26 protein-coding genes are annotated in these 18,655 nt (G+C 48.1%); 15 read left to right on the top strand and 11 right to left on the bottom strand.

Annotation, left to right across the window (positions count from 1 at the left end):
• Positions 1-37: 37 nt before the first annotated feature.
• Positions 38-643 carry a peroxiredoxin gene (locus NV375_RS04065; protein ID WP_258807071.1) on the top strand — a complete coding sequence of 202 codons (606 nt, stop codon included), beginning with the start codon at positions 38-40 and terminating at the stop codon, positions 641-643.
• 86 nt (positions 644-729) lie between these two features.
• On the opposite strand, the gene NV375_RS04060 is transcribed toward NV375_RS04065, so the two are convergent.
• Positions 730-1,419, bottom strand: coding sequence for an aspartate/glutamate racemase family protein (locus NV375_RS04060; protein WP_258807070.1), 690 nt, complete (start codon positions 1,417-1,419; stop codon positions 730-732).
• 89 nt (positions 1,420-1,508) lie between these two features.
• On the opposite strand from NV375_RS04060, the gene NV375_RS04055 reads away from it, so the two are divergent.
• The 3 genes from NV375_RS04055 (at position 1,509) to NV375_RS04045 (ending at position 3,682) form a co-directional block, all read left to right on the top strand.
• Positions 1,509-2,027, top strand: a complete 519-nt coding sequence (locus NV375_RS04055; protein WP_258807069.1) for a GNAT family N-acetyltransferase — start codon at positions 1,509-1,511, stop codon at positions 2,025-2,027.
• Between the two features lie 11 nt (positions 2,028-2,038).
• Positions 2,039-2,506, top strand: a complete 468-nt coding sequence (locus NV375_RS04050; RefSeq protein ID WP_258807068.1) for a GNAT family N-acetyltransferase — start codon at positions 2,039-2,041, stop codon at positions 2,504-2,506.
• 63 nt (positions 2,507-2,569) lie between these two features.
• Positions 2,570-3,682 carry a serine hydrolase gene (locus NV375_RS04045; RefSeq protein ID WP_258807067.1) on the top strand — a complete coding sequence of 371 codons (1,113 nt, stop codon included), beginning with the start codon at positions 2,570-2,572 and terminating at the stop codon, positions 3,680-3,682.
• On the opposite strand, the gene NV375_RS04040 is transcribed toward NV375_RS04045, so the two are convergent.
• The gene (locus NV375_RS04040) at positions 3,679-4,695 is read right to left on the bottom strand and encodes a serine hydrolase (protein ID WP_258807066.1); all 1,017 of its coding nucleotides are present in this window, start codon (positions 4,693-4,695) and stop codon (positions 3,679-3,681) included. The two genes, NV375_RS04045 and NV375_RS04040, sit on opposite strands and share 4 nt — an antisense overlap.
• Before the next feature lie 115 nt (positions 4,696-4,810).
• On the opposite strand from NV375_RS04040, the gene NV375_RS04035 reads away from it, so the two are divergent.
• The 3 genes from NV375_RS04035 to NV375_RS04025 are packed head-to-tail and all read left to right on the top strand — an operon-like array spanning position 4,811 to position 6,231.
• A complete protein-coding gene (locus NV375_RS04035) occupies positions 4,811-5,296 on the top strand; it encodes a nuclear transport factor 2 family protein (protein WP_258807065.1) in 486 nt (161 codons plus the stop codon).
• A 12-nt stretch (positions 5,297-5,308) separates the two neighbouring features.
• On the top strand, positions 5,309-5,686 hold the full coding sequence (locus NV375_RS04030) for a DUF6249 domain-containing protein (RefSeq protein ID WP_258807064.1): 378 nt from the start codon (positions 5,309-5,311) through the stop codon (positions 5,684-5,686).
• Between the two features lie 8 nt (positions 5,687-5,694).
• Positions 5,695-6,231, top strand: coding sequence for an RNA polymerase sigma factor (locus NV375_RS04025; protein ID WP_258807063.1), 537 nt, complete (start codon positions 5,695-5,697; stop codon positions 6,229-6,231).
• Positions 6,232-6,379: 148 nt separating this feature from the next.
• On the opposite strand, the gene soxR is transcribed toward NV375_RS04025, so the two are convergent.
• Complete coding sequence (gene soxR / locus NV375_RS04020) at positions 6,380-6,811, bottom strand: redox-sensitive transcriptional activator SoxR (protein WP_258807062.1); 432 nt, start codon at positions 6,809-6,811, stop codon at positions 6,380-6,382.
• Positions 6,812-7,004: 193 nt separating this feature from the next.
• Positions 7,005-7,352: a VOC family protein gene (locus NV375_RS04015; protein WP_258807061.1), complete on the bottom strand. Its 348-nt coding sequence runs from the start codon at positions 7,350-7,352 to the stop codon at positions 7,005-7,007.
• A gap of 81 nt (positions 7,353-7,433) precedes the next feature.
• On the opposite strand from NV375_RS04015, the gene rluF reads away from it, so the two are divergent.
• Positions 7,434-8,363, top strand: coding sequence for a 23S rRNA pseudouridine(2604) synthase RluF (gene rluF / locus NV375_RS04010; protein ID WP_258807060.1), 930 nt, complete (start codon positions 7,434-7,436; stop codon positions 8,361-8,363).
• Between the two features lie 13 nt (positions 8,364-8,376).
• Here rluF and dbpA read toward each other — a convergent pair whose 3' ends face one another.
• The gene (gene dbpA, locus NV375_RS04005) at positions 8,377-9,792 is read right to left on the bottom strand and encodes an ATP-dependent RNA helicase DbpA (RefSeq protein WP_258807059.1); all 1,416 of its coding nucleotides are present in this window, start codon (positions 9,790-9,792) and stop codon (positions 8,377-8,379) included.
• 147 nt (positions 9,793-9,939) lie between these two features.
• On the opposite strand from dbpA, the gene NV375_RS04000 reads away from it, so the two are divergent.
• Entirely contained in the window at positions 9,940-10,557 is a 618-nt protein-coding gene (locus NV375_RS04000; RefSeq protein ID WP_258807058.1) for an FMN-binding negative transcriptional regulator, read from the top strand.
• A 33-nt stretch (positions 10,558-10,590) separates the two neighbouring features.
• Positions 10,591-11,028, top strand: coding sequence for a nucleoside deaminase (locus NV375_RS03995; protein WP_258807057.1), 438 nt, complete (start codon positions 10,591-10,593; stop codon positions 11,026-11,028).
• Between the two features lie 9 nt (positions 11,029-11,037).
• Here the strand turns inward: NV375_RS03995 and NV375_RS03990 are convergent, their stop codons facing one another.
• On the bottom strand, positions 11,038-11,730 hold the full coding sequence (locus NV375_RS03990) for a hypothetical protein (RefSeq protein ID WP_258807056.1): 693 nt from the start codon (positions 11,728-11,730) through the stop codon (positions 11,038-11,040).
• Between the two features lie 168 nt (positions 11,731-11,898).
• Here NV375_RS03990 and NV375_RS03985 point away from each other — a divergent pair, with 168 nt between their 5' ends.
• On the top strand, positions 11,899-12,108 hold the full coding sequence (locus tag NV375_RS03985; protein WP_258807055.1) for a hypothetical protein: 210 nt from the start codon (positions 11,899-11,901) through the stop codon (positions 12,106-12,108).
• Positions 12,109-12,285: 177 nt separating this feature from the next.
• Here the strand turns inward: NV375_RS03985 and NV375_RS03980 are convergent, their stop codons facing one another.
• Positions 12,286-13,257 (bottom strand): kelch repeat-containing protein, encoded by a 972-nt coding sequence (locus NV375_RS03980; RefSeq protein ID WP_258807054.1) that lies wholly within the window; start codon positions 13,255-13,257, stop codon positions 12,286-12,288.
• Positions 13,258-13,371: 114 nt separating this feature from the next.
• Here NV375_RS03980 and NV375_RS03975 point away from each other — a divergent pair, with 114 nt between their 5' ends.
• Positions 13,372-13,977, top strand: coding sequence for an HAD family hydrolase (locus NV375_RS03975; protein WP_258807053.1), 606 nt, complete (start codon positions 13,372-13,374; stop codon positions 13,975-13,977).
• Here NV375_RS03975 and NV375_RS03970 read toward each other — a convergent pair.
• Genes NV375_RS03970 through NV375_RS03960 form a run of 3 tightly spaced genes read right to left on the bottom strand, consistent with a single transcriptional unit; the run spans position 13,961 to position 15,306 of the window.
• Positions 13,961-14,254, bottom strand: a complete 294-nt coding sequence (locus NV375_RS03970) for an addiction module antidote protein (protein WP_126770738.1) — start codon at positions 14,252-14,254, stop codon at positions 13,961-13,963. The genes NV375_RS03975 and NV375_RS03970 overlap by 17 nt on opposite strands.
• Entirely contained in the window at positions 14,244-14,552 is a 309-nt protein-coding gene (locus NV375_RS03965; RefSeq protein WP_258807052.1) for a type II toxin-antitoxin system RelE/ParE family toxin, read from the bottom strand. The genes NV375_RS03970 and NV375_RS03965 overlap by 11 nt, the downstream gene beginning before the upstream one ends.
• A 43-nt stretch (positions 14,553-14,595) precedes the next feature.
• The gene (locus tag NV375_RS03960) at positions 14,596-15,306 is read right to left on the bottom strand and encodes a CPBP family intramembrane glutamic endopeptidase (protein WP_258807051.1); all 711 of its coding nucleotides are present in this window, start codon (positions 15,304-15,306) and stop codon (positions 14,596-14,598) included.
• A gap of 103 nt (positions 15,307-15,409) precedes the next feature.
• Here NV375_RS03960 and NV375_RS03955 point away from each other — a divergent pair, with 103 nt between their 5' ends.
• Complete coding sequence (locus tag NV375_RS03955) at positions 15,410-16,318, top strand: LysR family transcriptional regulator (RefSeq protein WP_258807050.1); 909 nt, start codon at positions 15,410-15,412, stop codon at positions 16,316-16,318.
• Positions 16,319-16,324: 6 nt separating this feature from the next.
• Here the strand turns inward: NV375_RS03955 and NV375_RS03950 are convergent, their stop codons facing one another.
• Positions 16,325-16,702 (bottom strand): DUF3224 domain-containing protein, encoded by a 378-nt coding sequence (locus NV375_RS03950; protein WP_258807049.1) that lies wholly within the window; start codon positions 16,700-16,702, stop codon positions 16,325-16,327.
• Between the two features lie 104 nt (positions 16,703-16,806).
• On the opposite strand from NV375_RS03950, the gene NV375_RS03945 reads away from it, so the two are divergent.
• Both NV375_RS03945 and NV375_RS03940 read left to right on the top strand, forming a co-directional pair.
• Complete coding sequence (locus NV375_RS03945) at positions 16,807-17,610, top strand: helix-turn-helix transcriptional regulator (protein ID WP_258807048.1); 804 nt, start codon at positions 16,807-16,809, stop codon at positions 17,608-17,610.
• Between the two features lie 362 nt (positions 17,611-17,972).
• Positions 17,973-18,653 (top strand): TIR domain-containing protein, encoded by a 681-nt coding sequence (locus NV375_RS03940; RefSeq protein ID WP_258807047.1) that lies wholly within the window; start codon positions 17,973-17,975, stop codon positions 18,651-18,653.
• Positions 18,654-18,655 lie beyond the last annotated feature (2 nt).

Genomic DNA, 18,655 nt, shown 5'->3' with positions numbered 1-18,655 from the left:
ATTCTTTTAGTTAAAGCAACAAAAATGGAGAGTTAACATGGGTGTATTAGTAGGCCGTAAAGCTCCTAATTTCACTGCAGCAGCAGTTTTGGGAACTGGTGAAATTGTTGAAGATTTCAACTTGCACGAGCAAATCAAAGGTAAGAAAGCGGTTGTTTTCTTCTATCCACTTGATTTCACTTTCGTGTGCCCATCTGAATTGATCGCATTTGATCACCGTTTGGAAGAGTTCAAAAAGCGTGGCGTAGAAGTTATCGGTGTTTCTATCGATTCACAATTCACGCACAACGCATGGCGTAACACTGCGGAAGCAGACGGCGGTATCGGTGAAGTTAAATACCCGCTGGTTGCTGATGTGAAGCACACTATCTGTAAGTCTTACGACGTTGAGCATCCAGAAGCTGGCGTAGCTTTCCGTGCGTCATTCTTGATCGACGAAGACGGTGTTGTACGTCACCAAATCGTCAACGACCTACCATTAGGCCGTAACATCGACGAAATGATTCGTTTGGTTGACGCGTTGAACTTCCACCAGAAGCACGGCGATGTATGCCCAGCTGGTTGGAAAGAAGGTGACGAAGGTATGAAAGCTGACCCTAAAGGCGTAGCTGACTACCTTTCTAAAAACGCAGGTAAGCTGTAAGAGCGAAAAGCGTTATTCGTTGTTCGTTATTCGTCTTTCGTAAAAGCGACAACAAAATGAAGGGCCGCCGAGTTGGGCGGCCTTTTTTATTTGAGGGCGTAGGTGACGGCAGCGTTGGCGTGTAGCTCCGTGGTGTCGTAGAGGGGGACTTTTGTGTCGGTGGGTTTGATGAGCATGCCGATTTCGGTGCAGCCGAGAATGACCGCTTGTGCGCCTTGTTGGTACAAATCGTTGATGATGTCGAGGTACGCTTGCTTTGATGCTGGCTTGGTGACCCCTAAACACAACTCTTTAAAGATCACTTCGTGGACCGCGTTACGTTGAGTTTCGTTGGGTATGAGAACTTTGAGGCCTTGGCCCTCTAGGCGTTCACGGTAGAAAGCTTGCTCCATAGTGAATTTTGTACCGAGTAAACCAACGGTAGTGATGCCATCTGCTTTTAGTGCTTCTGCTGTGGCGTCGACAATGTGCAACAAAGGGATTTTTACGGCGCTTTGAACTTCTGGCGCGACTTTGTGCATGGTGTTGGTGCCAATTAGGAAAAAGTCAGCGCCGGCGGCTTCGAGTGATTGAGCGGCTTTCACCAGTATATCTGCAGTACCTTGCCAATCGCCTTGATGCTGCAACGGCTCGATTTCAGCAAAATCAACGCTGTTGAGAATGGCCTTTGCCGAGTGCAAGCCACCTAAGCGTTCGCGCACCTGTTCATTGAGCAAGCGATAGTAGGTTTGCGTAGACTCCCAGCTCATTCCGCCGATTACACCGATTGTTTTCATCTTGCTCAAACACCTTGTTCTGGTTACATTGCTTCAGCTTAGGGCGCGTGCGGCGCGATTGCAATCACGATAGAAAGTAGGAGAGTGCATTGTTAGTTCCATTGCAGAAAGATGACTTCGAATTGGTCGCGGGCTGGCTTGCGGACCCGGAAGATCACTTTAAAGTTTGTGGAAATGCTTTTAGTTATCCATTAAAGCGTGAGGTGTTCGAGGCATTTTTTGTGGAGAGTGCGGGCAACCCTGACGTGCGCTTGTGTTTTAAGTACTGTGCTGACGGTAAAGCCGTTGGTATGGTGCATTTTACCCGTATTGATCGGCAGAATGATTTTGGCCACATCGGCGTCGCCATGGTCGATCCGAAAGCTCGCTCAACGGGGCATGGCCGCGCTATGTTTGCTGAGCTATTAAAGCTTGGTTTTGCTGAACTGAAGTTTCATCGCATTGATTTGAATGTGTTCGAGTCGAATCAACGTGCCTTTAGGTTTTACCAAGACGTGTTTGGCTTTCAAGTGGAGGGTTTGGCGCGTGACACTATCAAGAAGGATGGTGCATATCAGGGCTGGTATACGTTGAGTCTTTTGAAACCAGAGTGGTTGGCACAACAGTGAACAGCGACGCTATGAAGGTGAAATTGCGCCGCTTTCAGACGACCGATGCTGAGGCCCTTCGCGAACTGTTCAACGAGACCGTGCGGCACGTGAATAAGCGTGACTACACTGCGGCACAGATCGCTGCTTGGGCGCCGGATGACTATGATCGCCAAACATGGCTCGAGCGTTTGCAACAAAATAAGCCTTTTATTGCCGAAATTGACGGCACTATTGTCGGCTTTGCGGATGTGCAAGCCGATGGGTATATCGACCATTTCTTCTGCAGTGCCTCAACGCAAGGGCAAGGCGTTGGCCGCGCCCTCATGAACAAACTTCTCGCACATGACTATCCGCGTTTTTATGCCAACGTCAGTATTACCGCACGACCTTTTTTCGAGCATTTTGGCTTTCGTCTGGTGCGCGAACAGCAGGTTGAAGTTCGCGGAGAAACGCTCACTAATTACCTCATGGAAAAATTAACTCACGCTGGTGAGTGAACTTTTTTCGTTCGTCCCTCGACTTTAAGGGGGACGAATGGAGTGACGAAAAGAGAAAAACACATGCTAAAAGCCACAGTTTTGAGCTTGGCCATGTTGCTGAGCCCAGTTTCATTTGCTTCTGAACCTGTAACCAAAAGCATTGAAGAACAGACGCAAGCGTTCGAAAGTTTCCTACTTGAACTGAAAAAAGAAAAACACATTCCTGGACTTTCAGTTGCGGTCGTGAAAAACGGTGAAGTCGTTTACGAGAAAGCGCACGGCATTTCCCATCTCGAAGGGCAGGTGCCGGTAACGAACGAAACGCCATTTTGGATCGCGTCGGTAAGTAAATTTTTTGTCGGCACAACGTTTCTTAAACTGATTGAAAATGGTGAGTTAAGCTTTGACGACACCTTGAATTCAACGCCAGGCTTCGAGGACTACTGCTCGTGGTTGGCGGGCTCAGGTATCGTGTTTGGCAAGAACCTGCAGTGCGACCAAACCTTTAAACTCAAACATGCTTTGAATCACGTAGTGAACGGCCAAGTCGACAGTAAGTTTTTCTACAATTCGATTTTCTATTCGCGTTTATCGCGTTTTCTTGAAGCGAAGCGCGGTAATCCTATCTCCATGGCGGAAGGTCGCCATAATGAACTTGCCCAGGCCATTACCGCCGCAATTTTTGAACCTGCAGACATGAAGGACTCCATGGCAGGTTTATGGGACGAGCAGCGCATGGATGTATTTTTCCGCCGTTCCCGTGGCTACGGCATTGAAGACAACCACTATGTTTACCGTCGGAGCCCGGAACGACATATGGCCGGTGGCGCGGGCGTCAGCTCGACCGCAGGTGACATCGCCCGTTTCGATATCGCCTTGGACGCAGGCAAAATTTTGTCGCCGGAATTTATGGCGCACACCACTACCGAGTACACTACCGCCGAAGGCAAGAAGATTCCCTACGCCTATGGTCGCTACATCCAATGGATCGATGGCGAAAAGATCATTTGGCACTCGGGTTGGGATGAAGAGATCGGTTTTACCGCTGCCTATATTAAGTTCCCTGAGCGCGGCATCACCGTTGTTGTTTTAGCGAACAACGAAGGCTTGTGGTGGGGCAATCCGCTCGATCGACCCGCCATCGAGGAATCGGTTGTGTTCCAAAAAGCCAGCGAGATTTTTCAAACTCGTTAGTTGGTATTGAAAAGAACATCGGCGAAGCTTAGGTAGTGACGAATCAACGGAGCGTAGGCTTGCTTGCCATTATCGCTATTGGTGAAGATCACCAAACCTTCGCCCGTTGCCATGGAAAACAATGCAATGGTATTGGTGCCTTTGTCGGCGCCGCTATGCAACACAACCCGCAGTGACTTCTGCTGCGAACTTATGAGTTCCCAACCTAACCCCATTTGGAACGCATCATCAACCGATCCCTGTGGGGTTAGCATTTCATCGAAAAGTGCATCGCTTAGGTGAGCTTTCGTCATGACAAACGTAATGAATTTCCCGTAGTCGCGAATACTGGCCAATAAGTTGTCTGCCGCACTCGCACTGTCATGGTGATGCATTGGGTAGGCTTTCGCTGCTTTGTCGTACCACGGTACGACGTGCTGTTCTTGTTGGCTAGAAGCAAGTTCGAAATGAATTTGTTCAAGATCAGCTTCCGCAAATATCAACTGCTCGGCCAACTTTTGAATCGGCTCGCCAGTTTTATCTTCAATTGCATTTTGCAATAGCTCGAAACCTTCACCGGAATAACTCATTTGCGTACTGGGCTTGAACTCAAACTCTAAATGTTCACCAGAACGCCAATTCGGTAACCCAGAGCGGTGTGCAAGAATCGAGCGCGTGGTGAGAGCGTTCGCCCATGGATGTTTACTTAGTTCTGGCGCAATAACCTCTAGGTCTAATGGTTGGTCAAGTTGCCACTGTCCCGAGTCTACAAGACGTAGCACGAGCACGGCAAAAACAGGCTTGGCTAATGACGCTACATTGAACAGGTTTTGCTTACTTTCGTTTGGCGCAAGTAAGCAGTTGCCGGTTTCTGTCAGCTGGAAATCTTTGATAACAGCGACATCGATTCGAGGTATCGCGTGTTGAACCATGATTTCTTCAATCGCATTATCGTCAGGAGCCACGCTACATAAATCTATGATGGTGGGCTCATTGGGTAATAAACTTGCCAAGAGTAATAGGAAGTAATTCATCTGATGGTCCTTTGATTGCTATTAACCATTAGACGTTCACTAGACATTTTTGGATGTCACATCCAATTCATTCAGGGGTAACGTCTAATGATAAAACCAACATTTGGAGGAATTTATGAAACGAGTACTAAAAGCGGTTTTACTGGGCGTTTTAGGATTCACGCCAGTGGCACACACGCAATCACACGATGAACTTACGAATCAAGCTCGTGAATTGGATAACATTTTGTTTGAGCAAAGCTTTAACAGCTGCAAAACCGCTGAACTTTCTAACATTATTGCAGAAGATCTTGAATTCTATCATGATGTTGGAGGCTTGATGCGTGGCAAGCAAGCCTACATTGACAGTATTGAGCAGGGCATCTGCGCGTTAGACTACAAAGCGAGTCGGGAACTAACAGAGGGCACTTTTGAAGTTTTCCCGTTACGCGAGAACGGCGAGATTTACGCGATGGTTGTTGAAGGTCAGCATAGCTTTTATGCGCAGTACCCTGATAAGCAAGAAAAACAACACACTTCGGATGCAAACTTTTCGATAATTTGGGTACGAGAAGGCGAACATTGGAAGATGAAACGTGTATTGAGTTTTAATCATCATTAGGGGGCTTGGCCTATGAATGCTTGGGTTGACATTATGGTTCCGGCGAGCTTTTTTATCGCGGTCGTCGCGGCGGTATTTATTATTTCGTTGTTCCGTTTTAAACAACGGAAATTACTGGCGAAGACAACGTTATCCTTGCTTGAGCAAGGCAAATCGGTGACGCCCGAAGTTATTCATGCGCTTGGCGAAGGACGTCGGCAAAGCATTAAAGACTTGCGTTTAGGACTCATTTTACTTGGCAGTGGCGCTGCCATTCTTGGTTTCACTTGGGTCATTGAACTGCCAACGAGTGGCAATATGAATCTTGAGAACGCCATTGCGGCGTTGGCAATTTTACCCTTGGTGATGGGGATTGTTTTTATTGGTTTGAGTAAGCTCAAGCTGGCCTAGTGGATACCATGCTAAATAGTAATGAGCGACAGCTCATTGCTTTATTACAAGAAACCGGTGACCCAAAGGTCGCCGATCGCTTATTTGTGGATAAGCCTCTTATTCTAAAGCGTTTTTTGTTGGCTCGTGGCGCCTCAATAGACGAGGTTGATGATATTGTACAAGAGGCACTTCTAAGTGCATTTCTGTATATCAACAACTTTCGAGGTGCAGCAAAGTTTTCAACTTGGTTATGCCGTATTGCATACACCAAGTGGGTTGACTCAACACGGGCATCAAGCCGATGGATTAAGCTGCTAAGTCGAATGCGAGATAGCGGCGTAACCGACATACCTGTGGCTCATGACGTTGATTTTGAACGTTTTGAAAACATTCTCGGGGTGCTATCTGAGCCGCAACAAAAAGTGTTTTTACACTGCGATTGGTTAGGGCATTCGCATGGTGAAACTGCCAAGTTATTAAGACTCCCCTTGGGATCGGTAAAAACGTATTTGGCGCAGGCGCGCCAATTGATACATAGCAAGATTGAGATAAGCGATGACTGAAGCGAAGCCGTGGAAGAGAAAACGTTGGACGCTAAGATTTATGATGCGGCCGACTCTGATCATTGCTGGGTTAATGATTGGCGGATACCTAACTTATTTGTTTGGCATTCGACCTTTAATGTCGGTTGTATTTTAATCATCAACGCATTTAATCTTTATTCAATATAACTGGGCCGGGGCCTTGCTCGGCGAGCTTGTCGTCCGCGTTATAAAGTGGGCACGCGGTCATGGAGAGGCAGCCACAACCAATACAGCCCGTGAGCGAATCTTTGAGCCGCTGAAGTTTTGCTATGCGTTGTTGCAAGCGTTGCTGCCATTGTTCAGCAACGCTTTGCCAATCAGCTTTGCTCGGTGCGCCAAATTTCGGTAATGGCTCGAATACTTCTGCGACTTCTTCCAAACTGATCCCAAGCTGTTGGGCGACTTTGATAATCGACACACGGCGAATGGCCTCGCGGCCAAAGCGGCGCTGATTTCCAGTGCTGCGCGAGCTATGAATCAGCCCTTTGCGTTCGTAAAAGTGAATAGCTGAAACATTGACCCCGCAACGCTCGGCAATTTGACCTACTGATAAATCCATAAAAAAAGCCTTTACCTAAACTTAGGTTTAGGTTTTAGCATGCTCTCCGCAACGAAGCAAACCTATGAACTAAAGGAGAGATGTCATGAAAAAGACAAATTCAACTCAGCAAGCAACACAACCTAATGCTAAGAAAAGAGCTGCTTTTTATCGGTATTTTAATGCGCTGATGGCACAAAAGTAATTGTGGTGCTTATTCTGACCAGACGGCGTATTCGTTGCCGCTGGGGCAAGTGAAGTGAAAGCGGCGGCCACCAGGGAACTCAAAAATCGGCTTAATCACGGTGCCGCCAGCTTCTTCAACTGATTGCTGCGCTTGTTCTAGCCTTGGGCTGTAGAGCACGACGAGTATGCTGCCTTGGGCGGTGGTGGCACTAAGTTCTGAGGTGTAGAAGCCCCCATCGAGACCGGCGCCCAGAAACGATGCATAGTCAGGGCCATAATCGACAAAACGCCAATCAAAAGCTTCACTGAAGAACTTTTTCGTGGCTTCGATGTTTGTTGCTGGTAGCTCAACGTAATTAATTGATACACTAGCCATCGGTTTTATTCCTTCTTACGTGTATTTAGAAGTTGAGTATAGCCGTGGTCTTTTATTATTAGCAGCACAAACAGAGGTTTTATGCCTGAGTCGGCAGGAAAACGATTAAACAAATTTATTAGCGAAAGCGGATTTTGTTCGCGGCGTGAAGCGGATCGCTTTATCGAGCAAGGTGTGGTCAAAATAAACGGCAAACCTGCGGTGCTGGGTGATCAAGTGATGCCTGGCGATGAAGTTCTGGTGAATGGCCGAAATATCAAACCGACCGATAAAGAAAAGTTTGTCTTTATTGCGCTTAATAAACCTGTTGGCATCGTTAGTACCACCGATTCGTCCGAGCCGAAAAATATGGTCGATTTTGTCGGACATAAGAGCCGTATTTTTCCGATAGGGCGCTTAGATAAAGACTCGTCAGGGCTGATTTTCCTGACCAGTAACGGCGATTTAGTCAATAAAATCCTGCGTGCCGGTAATAGGCACGAGAAAGAATATGTGGTGACCGTGGATCGACCGATCACGCCTGACTTTATCAAAGGCATGGCCAGTGGCGTGCCAATTCTCGGGACCAAAACGAAAAAGTGTAAGGTCCGCCAAGAGTCGCAATTTACCTTTCGTATGATTTTGATCGAAGGTATGAACCGACAGATCCGTCGCATGTGTGAATACTTTGGCTATGAAGTTCGTAAGCTTGAGCGCGTGCGGATTATGAATGTCAGTCTTGGGCGCTTGCAGCCAGGCCAGTGGCGTAACCTTACCGACAGCGAAATGAGCGAGCTGATGAAGTCGATAGAGCATTCGTCATCGGAAGCGCCAGAAGGCCATCGTCGCCGTAAGCCACCGCAGAAAATAAAACAAAATGTGGGTAAAGACGGCCTCAAACCAGCACCGCGAGGTAAGCGAGCTGAGGCCAAAGCGGAATCGCCTTGGGCGCAGTCGCGCCATGCGAAAAAGTCAGACGAGACGGGCGCAAGCCGTCGTAAGTTAAAGCTCAACAAGCCCGCCGACGATTAAAGTGAGGGGCGTGCTACAACGCCCATGCTCGAAAGCGTTTCGCTTTAATTTTGTCATTGTTAATTAAGGCCAAGGCGTGATTCACCTTGGTCGACTTGACTGCCACGTACGCCCACTGTGCCTGCACCTTAATTTTACCAATGTCATCGACACTCAATTTCTTGTCACGGGTTAACGCACCGACAATGTCGCCTGGGCGGAGCTTGTGCTTTTTGCCGCCATTCAGTTGTAGGGTGACAAATTCTGCCGTTAATGGCGCTGTAGTGGTATTTAGCGTGGGCAATTCGAGCAATTTAATCGGCGCTGACAGCGTATCTTCAAGTAAGCGCATCTTGTAGTCGTCTTTGCCACCAATCAGCGTGACCGCCAGACCTTCGGCACCGGCACGACCGGTACGCCCGATGCGGTGGGTGTGAGTGGCGATATCGTGCGCCATGCCGACATTGATAACCAGATCGAGCTCAGCAATATCTAAACCACGTGCCGCCACGTCGGTGGCAACCAATACACGACCACTGCCGTTGGCGAATTGCACCATGGTTTGGTCGCGATCTTTCTGTTCCATGTCACCATGCAGCGTAAGGATGCTAAAGCCTTTGCTTTTTAACGCATCGGCAATGTTCTGGGTTTCGACTTTGGTGTTGCAGAACACCATGCAGTTGCCGGGCTGCAGTTCGAGCAACAACGCGCGTACCGCCTGCGCTGGCGCAGCGTCATCGAGTTGATAAAAGCGCTGCTGAATTGAAATTTGCGTTTGGCTAGCCGCAACTTTAATGATCTCAGCATTATTGCAAACTTGCTTAGTAAGCTGGCGAATGCCTTGCGGGTAAGTTGCGCTAAACAGCAACGTTTGGCGGGCGCTTGGCGTTTTCGCAATAATACCGGCAAGTTCGTCCTGAAAGCCCATTTCGAGCATACGGTCGGCTTCGTCGAGCACCAAGGTTTGCAACTGCGCTAAATTTAAACGTGCGGCTTGCAGGTGGTCGAGAACGCGGCCAGGTGTGCCAACTAATACGTGCGCACCATGCTCGAGGGATGCCGCTTGCACTTTCGACGGCGCACCGCCGCACAAGGTCAACACTTTCACGTTACCCATGACCTTCGCCAGCCTGCGAATCGCGTCAGCGACTTGCTCAGCGAGTTCCCGCGTAGGACACAATACCAGCGCTTGCGGCGCAAAAGATTCGGTATCGAGTTTGCTCAATAAGCCCAAAGCAAATGCCACTGTCTTGCCCGAGCCAGTCTCGGCCTGTACCACCACGTCTTCACCGCGCAGAATTTTCGGCAAACTGTAGGCTTGCACCTGCGTCATTTCAGTAAAATTGGCTTCATTTAAGCTACTCAGAAGCGCGTCATTAAGTTTGAGCTCGGCGAATCGGCGTACGCTTGGCGCCGTTTCTGACGTGTTTGGAGGTGTTGTTTCAGACATGGTGTTAGTTCACTTCTTCGGCGGGCGCATCGTCAGGCGCAAATTGCGCACAATGCGCAAAAAATAGCGTGCTAGTATAGCAGAGCACCAATCATAATGCTGTTAATTCATTTAAGGTTTCGTCGAGTCGAATTAAAAAAGGTACCTATGTATATCCCGACAAAAATGGCAATGACGGACGCACAATCCATCGCTGAGTTTATTTCAAAATTTGGTTTTGGCGCGCTTGTCTCCGATAACTTAAACGCCACGCATCTGCCCTTTATTTTGGCGCCCGACGAGGGCGCGTTTGGCTGTTTGTACGGGCACTTTGCGCGCGCGAATCCACACTGGGAAGCTGCCGAGGGAAAGCGTGTGATGGTGCTATTCAACGGACCTCATTCGTACATTTCGCCGACGTGGTACAGCTCACAACCGGCGGTCCCGACGTGGAACTATGCGGCGGTGCATTGTTATGGCGTGCTGACGCTCTTAAATGAGAGTGAAAATGCACAAGCAATGCAGCAGCTTGTGCGCAAGTATGAGCCTGAGCTCTTGGAAGCCAACGAAGTGATGCCAGAAGACTACCAAGCGAGGCTGCGTAAAGCTGTCGTTGGCTTTAAAATCGAGATCGATGCCATTCATGCCAAAGAAAAGCTCGGACAACACCGTAAAAAAGAGGATCAACAGGGCGTTTATGCTGCGCTTTGTAATAGTGACCATGCCGATGATCGAGCACTGGCAGCTTATATGAAAAAGCGAAAGCTTGGCTTAGGTAACGATTGATACGCTTTATTTGAAACTATAAAAGGAATGACTATGGACAAATTCATGCAAGCGGCAATTGAAGAGGCGCAAAAAGGACTCGCAGAGGGCGGTGTGCCGATTGGTTCGGTGTTGGTGCATAACGGCAAGATTATTGGCCGTGGGCACAATCGGCGCGTGCAAAGCGGTAGTCCTATTTTGCATGGCGAAATGGATGCGTTTGCTGATGCCGGTCGGCAACCCGCCTCGGTTTACAAAGAGTGCACGATTTATACGACATTATCACCGTGCTGCATGTGTTCCGGCGCGATTGAACTGTACGGCATTCCGCATGTGGTGGTGGGCGAAAACCAAACCTTTATGGGCGCAGAAGAACGTCTGCGCAATGCAGGTGTGAAGGTCGATGTGCTACAAGATCCAACCTGCATTGAATTGATGACGACGTTCATTGCCGCAAAACCGAAACTTTGGTTTGAAGATATTGGTGAGTAGAGCGCGGTCTTAACAGCTATCTACGCGCCGTTGCTGGGCTTGCGGGCTTGTGCGCACCCAACGGAATAAGTACATGATCACTAACTTCGTTATTGCGCTGGTAATAGCTAAAACGAGTAGCGGCCAACCATCTGCAAAGCCCATTGTTAGCGCAAATGCGATCGTCGATACATCCATCAATAAAATGAATTGGCTCATTCGAATGTTAACTGCGCCGGTGTTGCCAAAGTTATAAATCAATTTGATTTGGTGGTAATAGCCCTGGGCGATCATCACCGCAATAACAATGATAAGTGTGGTTGAAATGTAACGCCCATGATCTGCAATCGTTTTACCCAGCAATAAGCCTATGATCGCCAGACAAATAAGCGCTAAAGCTACTGTAAAGGTTACAAACGACGCCTTTGTCTTTCGATCTCGCCATATTTCAAAAAGAATCATGCCCACGAGCAAGGCGGCTGTTAAGCGCGGCCATACAATGTAATGGTTAAATGGAGAAATCGAGTAGCCGTAAACAAAAAATGAGAGATAGGCGAGGAAACTAACCGAGAACTGATTTAACGATAACAGCGAAGTCGCCTCTCCGCTGGAGGTGTTTTGTTGTTTTCGGTCCCAGATTGTTTTCAGCTGAGCATATACGCCAACAAGGCTAACGACGATAAGGATGGAATTGAGTAAGCCGGTAATAGTGTAAAGATTCATACGAGTAGGTCATTGTTTGTTTGTCGACAATATATCGATCTATAAGGCTTTATGCTAATTAAAATCACATATAATGGGTATAATTGTCGACATTTATAGCCATTACTGTCGTTTTTAGGTCAGTGGCGTATAATTTAGCCTTCGGCGTATTTTGGAGAACTGGCAACCATGAAAACGACAACATTCGACGAGTTACTAGAAAGTGTGCAGCAGATGGACGCAATCGCGAAGGGTGAAAAAGTACCTAGTCGAGCGCAATTTGTCGCAGCTGTTGAGGTAAAGAAGATTCGCCAACAGATCAACTTAAGCCAAGATAAATTTGCGAAGTTGATTGGTGTTGACGTCGGTGTGTTGCGCATGGTCGAGATTAGTGAGTAGTAGCTACTCAAGAGCGACTTGACTTCAGAGGGTAGTTTGATAACACTTAAATCACGACTCACCCTTTACGGCAGACATTTAGTCGGCTGCAGTTTAGGGAGGAAAAACCGCCATTTCGGCGGTTTTTTCATTTTTGCATTAGTAAGCCGATTAAAAAACCAGGCTACTGGTAGATGCCTATTTTTTTAACGCAAAAACCTGAATCGTATCGAGCGCAGGTCCTTTGCCGTCTGTAGTGCCGCCAATGACAAAGATCTCGTTGCCGAAGGTAACCGCGGCATTGTGGCGACTGGCTTGGTACGGCAAATCAGCCGTTGACCATTGCTGCGTAGCGAAATCAAACACCAGCGCTTGGTCGAGTTTATTGTAATTGCCAAACACGTAGAGTTTGTCACCATGCACCGCAACAGAGTGGGCGCTGGTTGCTGATGGCATATCTGGCATGGCTTCCCAAGTATCTGTCGTTGGGTTGTAGCAGTCGAAGCGGGCGAACATGTCGTTGTGGTTATAACCGCCGACGGCACAAAGCTTGCTGTCGTGGGTAAAGACCTGGGTGTCGCGCGCGTCGGACAAGTCGGCCAAGCGGTTCAATTTTTCATTGTTGAAGTTGTACGCGGTTACTAAAGGAGTTGCGCGAAACTCACCCTTTTCGCTGGCGTTGGCATCGAAGGTTGAGCCTCCGACGACATAAATTTGTTCACCTAAGCGCGCCGCGCTGTTCAGACGGCGCGGCAGATGCATTTTGGTGCGGCTTACTTTGCGTGTACGGGTATTGAAGATCTCAATCGTTGGCTCAACTCGATAACGCCCTTCATGCACGCCTACGCCACCAAAGATATAAATTAATTCGCCGCCATCCCACACAGCGGACGCATAACGACGTGGCATTATGCGCACAGGCAGCACAGTCGAAGTTTTGGTGACTAGGTCAATGCGCTCAATATTACTAATAAAGCCACGCTCATTGGTGCCACCAAACACATAAATCGCTTCGTCGTCTGCTACTGCGGTGTGACCGTACCGGGCATGTTTAAGCGTGAATGCTTCTACTTCGGTTGCTGGTGCTTCAGGTGCACTTGCGCAGCCCGCGACGACTAAAGTTAGGGCTACAGCGAACAGGCGTTTGAATGAAAGTGCGGCGGCAAACATGATGCATCCTCGTTGATTAGTATGGCTTTCCATAAGTTGTTTGACATTACGCACAGGGCTATCAGTTGTAAACGAAAAGTTGTAAATCAATGCTGGGTTGTTTACATTTTGCCAATGAATTTAGCTTTGTTCGACTTTGACGGCACCATTACGCATTCCGACACCTTCACAGCTTTCGTTAAAGGTGCCGTTTCTGCACGTCAGCGACGCTGGGGTCGTGTGGTGCTCGCTCCATCGGTCATGGGTTACCGAATGGGCCTAGTAAAGGCCACAACGATTCGCCAGCGACTCATTAAGTTTGCTTTCAAAAACGTAACGAGCGCGAGGCTTGAGGCGCTTGGGCGGGACTATGCAGAGAACTACCTTCCAACAGTGTTACGCACTGAAGCGGTCGAGCGTATGCACTGGCACAAGCAGCGCGGCGACCGAATTGTTGTCGTTTCGGCATCGCTAGAGGTGTACTTAAAACCTTGGTGCCACGCCATGGGCGTTGAGCTCATTGGCGTTCAACTGGAGACTATCGACAGTCGCCTAACAGGCAATTATGTCGACGGCGATTGCACAGGTTTAGCGAAAGCTGAGCGCGTGAAAAGCCATCTCGAACTCAGCGATTACGGTACTATATTCGCCTATGGCGACACTGCTGAAGACCATGCTCTGCTTGCTTTGGCGGACCGTAAGTTTTATCGCGGACGCGAACTGACTAAGCTGCAGGTTTAATCTCAAAGCGCATGCCAAGCGCTTTCGCAACTTTAAGTACCGTACTGAATTTAGGGTTGCCATTTTTTGAAAGCGCTTTATAAAGGCTTTCACGACCAAGCCCAGTTTTTTGTGACAATTCAGACATGCCTTGTGCTCGTGCTATATCGCCAAGCGCACTTGCGATAAATGCGGCATCGCCGTCGCTTTCTTCAATAGCTGCTTCGAGGTAAGCCGCCATTTCTTCGCGTGTACGCAGATGGTCAGCTACATCGTAGTCATAAGTTTTAGTTGTCATTTGAAGACTCCAAGCCTTTTACTAAATTGTAGGCTCGCTTGATATCATCTTGTTGGCTGGTTTTATCGCCGCCGCAAAGCAGGACAATCAGAAGGTTATCGCGCTCCGTGTAATAGACCCTATAACCTGGACCAACGTTAACCTTTAACTCAGACACGCCGTGTTTCAAATTTCTATGTGTGCCGGGATTGCCCATAGCTAGACGCTGAATTCGGGTTTGCACCCGAGCCCTCCCACTTAAGTCCTTTAAGCGATCCAGCCACTGCGTGAACTGGATGGTCGTCTGAATCCTTTTCATGCTTCAAGTGTATCCCAAAAGATACAGTTTGCAAGTTTATGTTTTATTCCACCATCTGTTCTTCAGGCTTTTGGAGAACATGACCGACAATCCCACCGTAGATGTCTACGAGTGCGTGCAGGGCAATGGCCACCCATAGCGATTCTGTGAGAATGAAAATGACACCGAGGACCAAGCCGATGATGCCGGTGCGCAGGACGTTCATCCAACCCTGATAAACGAGGCACAGACCAAATAAAAGACTGCTCAGAATTAAGCTAACAATAACACCTAGATTGTCGCCTAAGGCACCGATGATAAAGCCTCGGAATAGAAGCTCTTCGCAAACGCCAGCGGACACCGATAAACCTAGAGTGAACCAGCGTAGTTCGCGTTTGTTGGCCGGCATCATCCAGTCATGATTTGGCGAGGCCTCACGAAATTTTTTGCGCGCGGCAGCATTGTGCACAAGCGTATAAGCGGAGTAGGCAAAATAACCCGCAATAGCGACAACGAATACCGTACCTATCCAGTTAGCAAGGTTGCCCAACCACAGCAAGCCAAAATCGCTTGGTGCAAATGCGCCATAGGCCATGAGAGCGAGCAACATTAGGGTTGGGGCCCACATGAAAAGCATGGCTTCTTGATAAGCGCGGATCTTGGTTTTCCGACCCGCAAGAATGGCTATTTTGACTTTATCGGCTTCCCACAAGCTATAAACTGGCATTAAAACAATGATAAACAGCATGAGCCATTCGTTAGGTTGAATCGTCATTGGATTTTCGTCTCATGTATTTTTGAATACAGAGAGATTAATGACTTGAGATGTGTAAATAAATGTATTAATAGTATAGAAAAATTAAATAAAAGGTTTATAAGTGATTCATCCCCGAGATCTAAGGGTATTTTGTAAAGTCGCTGAGACCGGCAATATGTCGCGCGTTGCTGAAGCTGAGTCGAAAACGGTGATGGCGATCAGCAAACAAATTCAGCGTCTCGAAACAAAGCTCAACCAAGCGTTGTTTATTCGCACGCGGCGACAACTCGTGCTCACCGAATTTGGCGTGAAGTTTAAGAAGAAATCCGAGGCCTTCTTGGAGCATTACCAAGACCTTTTGCAGTGGGGCGAAACGAACGAAACTACGGTTACCGGCGAACTGCGCGTGGTTTGTCAGTCCAATGAGGTCGTCACTGAAACTCTCGTGCCGTGGCTTGCAGAGTTTACTGAGCGTTATCCCGGTTTGTGCATCTCGATTGACGTCAAAGAGTCGGTTATTGACGTTATTGATGATGATTTTGACGTCTTTTGGGCTGTCGGGCCTTATCTTGGCCAACGCTATCCTGGCCTGAAACGCAAAACACTTTGGTCATCGCCCTATGGCATCTTTGCCTCGCCGGAGTATTTGGCTGCAATGGGCACACCCAAAACGCTTGAAGCTCTTGAGCGCCATAAGGTCATAGGTTATTTGCACAACCAACCGAAGAATGTTCTGGTCGCCAAAGGTGACGACGGCCAGGCACACTACGTGACGCCAGAGTGCCAAATTAAAACCGTGGCAGGGCACGTTGAGCTCGCAGTGGCAGGGCTTGGACTGATTAACGCACCCGCAAATACCACAGCTATCCAAGACTTAATCAAGCAAGGTAAGCTGTGCGCAGTTCTTCAAGAACATTGGTGGGAAGAGGCAGAGGTCTACGCATACTACCACCCGTCACGCCCAGTGCAGGCCAAGGTGCGAGCCTTTCTCGATTTTTTTGTCGCTAAGCGCGAGGAATGGGCGCTTTAGCTGTGCCTAGGTAGTGATTTCGTAGTCGGCTTTGCCGCCTTCCGTTGACTTAAAGCTGCCGCTTCTGCCGAGCAAGGAGGCGTCGGCGCTGCTGGCAACGACTATAAACTGACTTGAGGCAACCCCGTTCTTGAATGCGCCACTATGCTGCAAAACAAGGATCGCTGGCGCGTGGTCGGCGTTAAGTGTAAGGGTTTCAAATCCGACAAAGATAGCATCGCCATGAGCGTCATAGCAGAGCTGATAACGCACTTCACTGCTACCAGTGAAGTCACCAGTGTAGCTTTGTTGGACAACGGCGGTGCTTAATTTAGCACCATCGCTTAATTTTTTATCGACGTTTTCTTGCCAGTCAGTGATTTGAAAAGTTCCGCTGAGTTCCATCTTCTATCTTCTTGGTTATAGGTTCGTTGTGTTGCAACACTAGCACAGCGCTGACGATCTGGTATTGTAAAAATACGACATCGGTTTGCGCTAGGGAGCTGCGCTTGCAGAACAACACATCAAAGATTACCGGCGTGCTGCATCAGCAACAAAGCCAGCAACATTACCGCCTGCGGCGTTACTTTCCTGATGCTTGCCTCGCTGACATGATCGAGCAATTCTGGTTGGTCGACTGGAATTTGGCAGAGAGCAAGACCCATACGCAGCAAAACCTGCCCGACCCGAATTTTCATTTGGTCATTAATGATGAGGGCGCGCGAATTATTAGCCCTGTTAGCAAAGTTTATGCTTATGAGATGAAAGGCGAGGGCAAGATTATTGGCGTTAAATTCGAGATAGGTGCTTTAGATGAGCTGTTGGATTTACCGCTTGCCAGTTATGTCGACAAAGTAATCGACGCCAGCAAAGTGTTCGACGCTGATGTGGTGGCTGAGCTTTCGAAGTTGTTGAACGTTAACGATGACAGCGCCATTTGCCAAACACTGCAAGCCAGCCTCAAACCTTTTGCAACGCCGGTATCAGAAGCTCAAAGTGTGGTGCGTCATCTGGTTCGCCTAATGAAAGAAGACAGCTCGCTATGCAAAGTCACCGAGCTTGCTGAACACTCAGGACATTCGCCGCGCATGCTGCAACGTTACTTTAGAACTTATGTTGGCCTCAGCCCCAAATGGCTTATCCGTAAATACCGCCTGCATCAAGCGCTCGAGCAGCTTGACAGCGGTCATGCCGACATTCTCGATATCGTTGCTCAACTTGAGTACACCGACCAATCGCATTTGATTCGAGATTTTAAGGACGTGGTTGGGGTGACACCGAGAGGGTATGAGCTTGGAAGCCTTAAGGCATGAGGTCTGCTTTGAGCGAACAGCAGACCTTTAGACTTTCAGTCAACTCCAACGAGTGACTCGCCGCCCCGTTATTCGTAAGTGTGGGTGTCGCTAGCGGTGGAAGGCACATTCACGTCGTCAATATTGCACGCTTTGTTGTTGTGTTGTGTATTTAAGTCGTTTACTGTCAATGACATAACAAAAAATGAAGGTTGGATATTGTGCGCTCGGTAGAGTGTAACTGAGCATGCTCAAATTGCCTTTGCTAACTCGGTACCTTTAAAATCAGGAATGCCTGCTTGATCAGTAAGTTAACAACCGAAAACTATCAATTGGACGAGTTTCTAAATGCGCACGCACAATATACAAATGTTAGGTGAGCAATGGCCAAGAAACAACGAGAATTAAAAGTCCTGCTCAAACAACCAAGAAAACGAAGCACAGAGGTTAAGGCTCGATATTTAGCTTTTCCAGCGGTCGGTGCATTTGTTGGAAATATACTGGCACCAGGGCTCGGAGGGCTTGTTGTAGGTGGCCTAGTCGGTGGAGTGTTGGCTTCAGATGAAAAGGAGAAAAAAATGGCAAAAATTCCAGTTTTTTATAGTTTTCACTTTGCTAATGACGTGATGCGAGTTCAGCAGATACGGAATATTGGAGCAATAGAAGGTAACTCTGCAGTAAATGCCAATGAGTGGGAAAGTATTAAGAAAAGTGGCAAGACCGCAGTCCAAAAATGGATTGACGAGAACATGAAGTATAAACGGTGCGTGGTTGTTCTTATCGGCTCAGAGACAGCGTCACGCCCTTGGGTAAAATACGAGATAGAGCGGGCTTGGAATCAGGGTAAAGCCATTATAGGAATTCACATACACAACATTAAGTGTGCAAGAACCGGAACATGTCGAAAAGGAGTCAATCCTTTTGATGAATTTACTTTTAACGATGGGCGCAAGTTGTCTACCGTTGTCCCCTGCTACGACCCAGATCCATCTCAAGCCTATCGGGATATTGCTTTAAATATTTCTAGCTGGATTGATCATGCTATTAAGAACAAGCAGAACTGAAC

The sequence above is a fragment of the Pseudidiomarina sp. CB1 genome (assembly GCF_024752025.1).
In the GTDB taxonomy this organism is placed as follows: Bacteria; Pseudomonadota; Gammaproteobacteria; order Enterobacterales; family Alteromonadaceae; genus Pseudidiomarina.
This window is presented reverse-complemented; position numbering and strand designations above follow the sequence as displayed.

Coding starts and splice junctions, on each gene's coding strand:
- NV375_RS03995 (WP_258807057.1), top strand. CDS start 10,591: ATGGACAAATTCATGCAAGCGGCAATTGAAGAGGCGCAAAAAGGACTC.
- NV375_RS04040 (WP_258807066.1), bottom strand. CDS start 4,695: ATGAATTACTTCCTATTACTCTTGGCAAGTTTATTACCCAATGAGCCC.
- NV375_RS03985 (WP_258807055.1), top strand. CDS start 11,899: ATGAAAACGACAACATTCGACGAGTTACTAGAAAGTGTGCAGCAGATG.
- NV375_RS03990 (WP_258807056.1), bottom strand. CDS start 11,730: ATGAATCTTTACACTATTACCGGCTTACTCAATTCCATCCTTATCGTC.
- NV375_RS03940 (WP_258807047.1), top strand. CDS start 17,973: ATGGCCAAGAAACAACGAGAATTAAAAGTCCTGCTCAAACAACCAAGA.
- NV375_RS04045 (WP_258807067.1), top strand. CDS start 2,570: ATGCTAAAAGCCACAGTTTTGAGCTTGGCCATGTTGCTGAGCCCAGTT.
- rluF (WP_258807060.1), top strand. CDS start 7,434: ATGCCTGAGTCGGCAGGAAAACGATTAAACAAATTTATTAGCGAAAGC.
- NV375_RS03970 (WP_126770738.1), bottom strand. CDS start 14,254: ATGACAACTAAAACTTATGACTACGATGTAGCTGACCATCTGCGTACA.
- NV375_RS04000 (WP_258807058.1), top strand. CDS start 9,940: ATGTATATCCCGACAAAAATGGCAATGACGGACGCACAATCCATCGCT.
- soxR (WP_258807062.1), bottom strand. CDS start 6,811: ATGGATTTATCAGTAGGTCAAATTGCCGAGCGTTGCGGGGTCAATGTT.
- dbpA (WP_258807059.1), bottom strand. CDS start 9,792: ATGTCTGAAACAACACCTCCAAACACGTCAGAAACGGCGCCAAGCGTA.
- NV375_RS04015 (WP_258807061.1), bottom strand. CDS start 7,352: ATGGCTAGTGTATCAATTAATTACGTTGAGCTACCAGCAACAAACATC.
- NV375_RS04025 (WP_258807063.1), top strand. CDS start 5,695: ATGCTAAATAGTAATGAGCGACAGCTCATTGCTTTATTACAAGAAACC.
- NV375_RS04065 (WP_258807071.1), top strand. CDS start 38: ATGGGTGTATTAGTAGGCCGTAAAGCTCCTAATTTCACTGCAGCAGCA.
- NV375_RS03965 (WP_258807052.1), bottom strand. CDS start 14,552: ATGAAAAGGATTCAGACGACCATCCAGTTCACGCAGTGGCTGGATCGC.
- NV375_RS03980 (WP_258807054.1), bottom strand. CDS start 13,257: ATGTTTGCCGCCGCACTTTCATTCAAACGCCTGTTCGCTGTAGCCCTA.
- NV375_RS04035 (WP_258807065.1), top strand. CDS start 4,811: ATGAAACGAGTACTAAAAGCGGTTTTACTGGGCGTTTTAGGATTCACG.
- NV375_RS03960 (WP_258807051.1), bottom strand. CDS start 15,306: ATGACGATTCAACCTAACGAATGGCTCATGCTGTTTATCATTGTTTTA.
- NV375_RS04030 (WP_258807064.1), top strand. CDS start 5,309: ATGAATGCTTGGGTTGACATTATGGTTCCGGCGAGCTTTTTTATCGCG.
- NV375_RS04060 (WP_258807070.1), bottom strand. CDS start 1,419: ATGAAAACAATCGGTGTAATCGGCGGAATGAGCTGGGAGTCTACGCAA.
- NV375_RS04050 (WP_258807068.1), top strand. CDS start 2,039: ATGAAGGTGAAATTGCGCCGCTTTCAGACGACCGATGCTGAGGCCCTT.
- NV375_RS03975 (WP_258807053.1), top strand. CDS start 13,372: ATGAATTTAGCTTTGTTCGACTTTGACGGCACCATTACGCATTCCGAC.
- NV375_RS03950 (WP_258807049.1), bottom strand. CDS start 16,702: ATGGAACTCAGCGGAACTTTTCAAATCACTGACTGGCAAGAAAACGTC.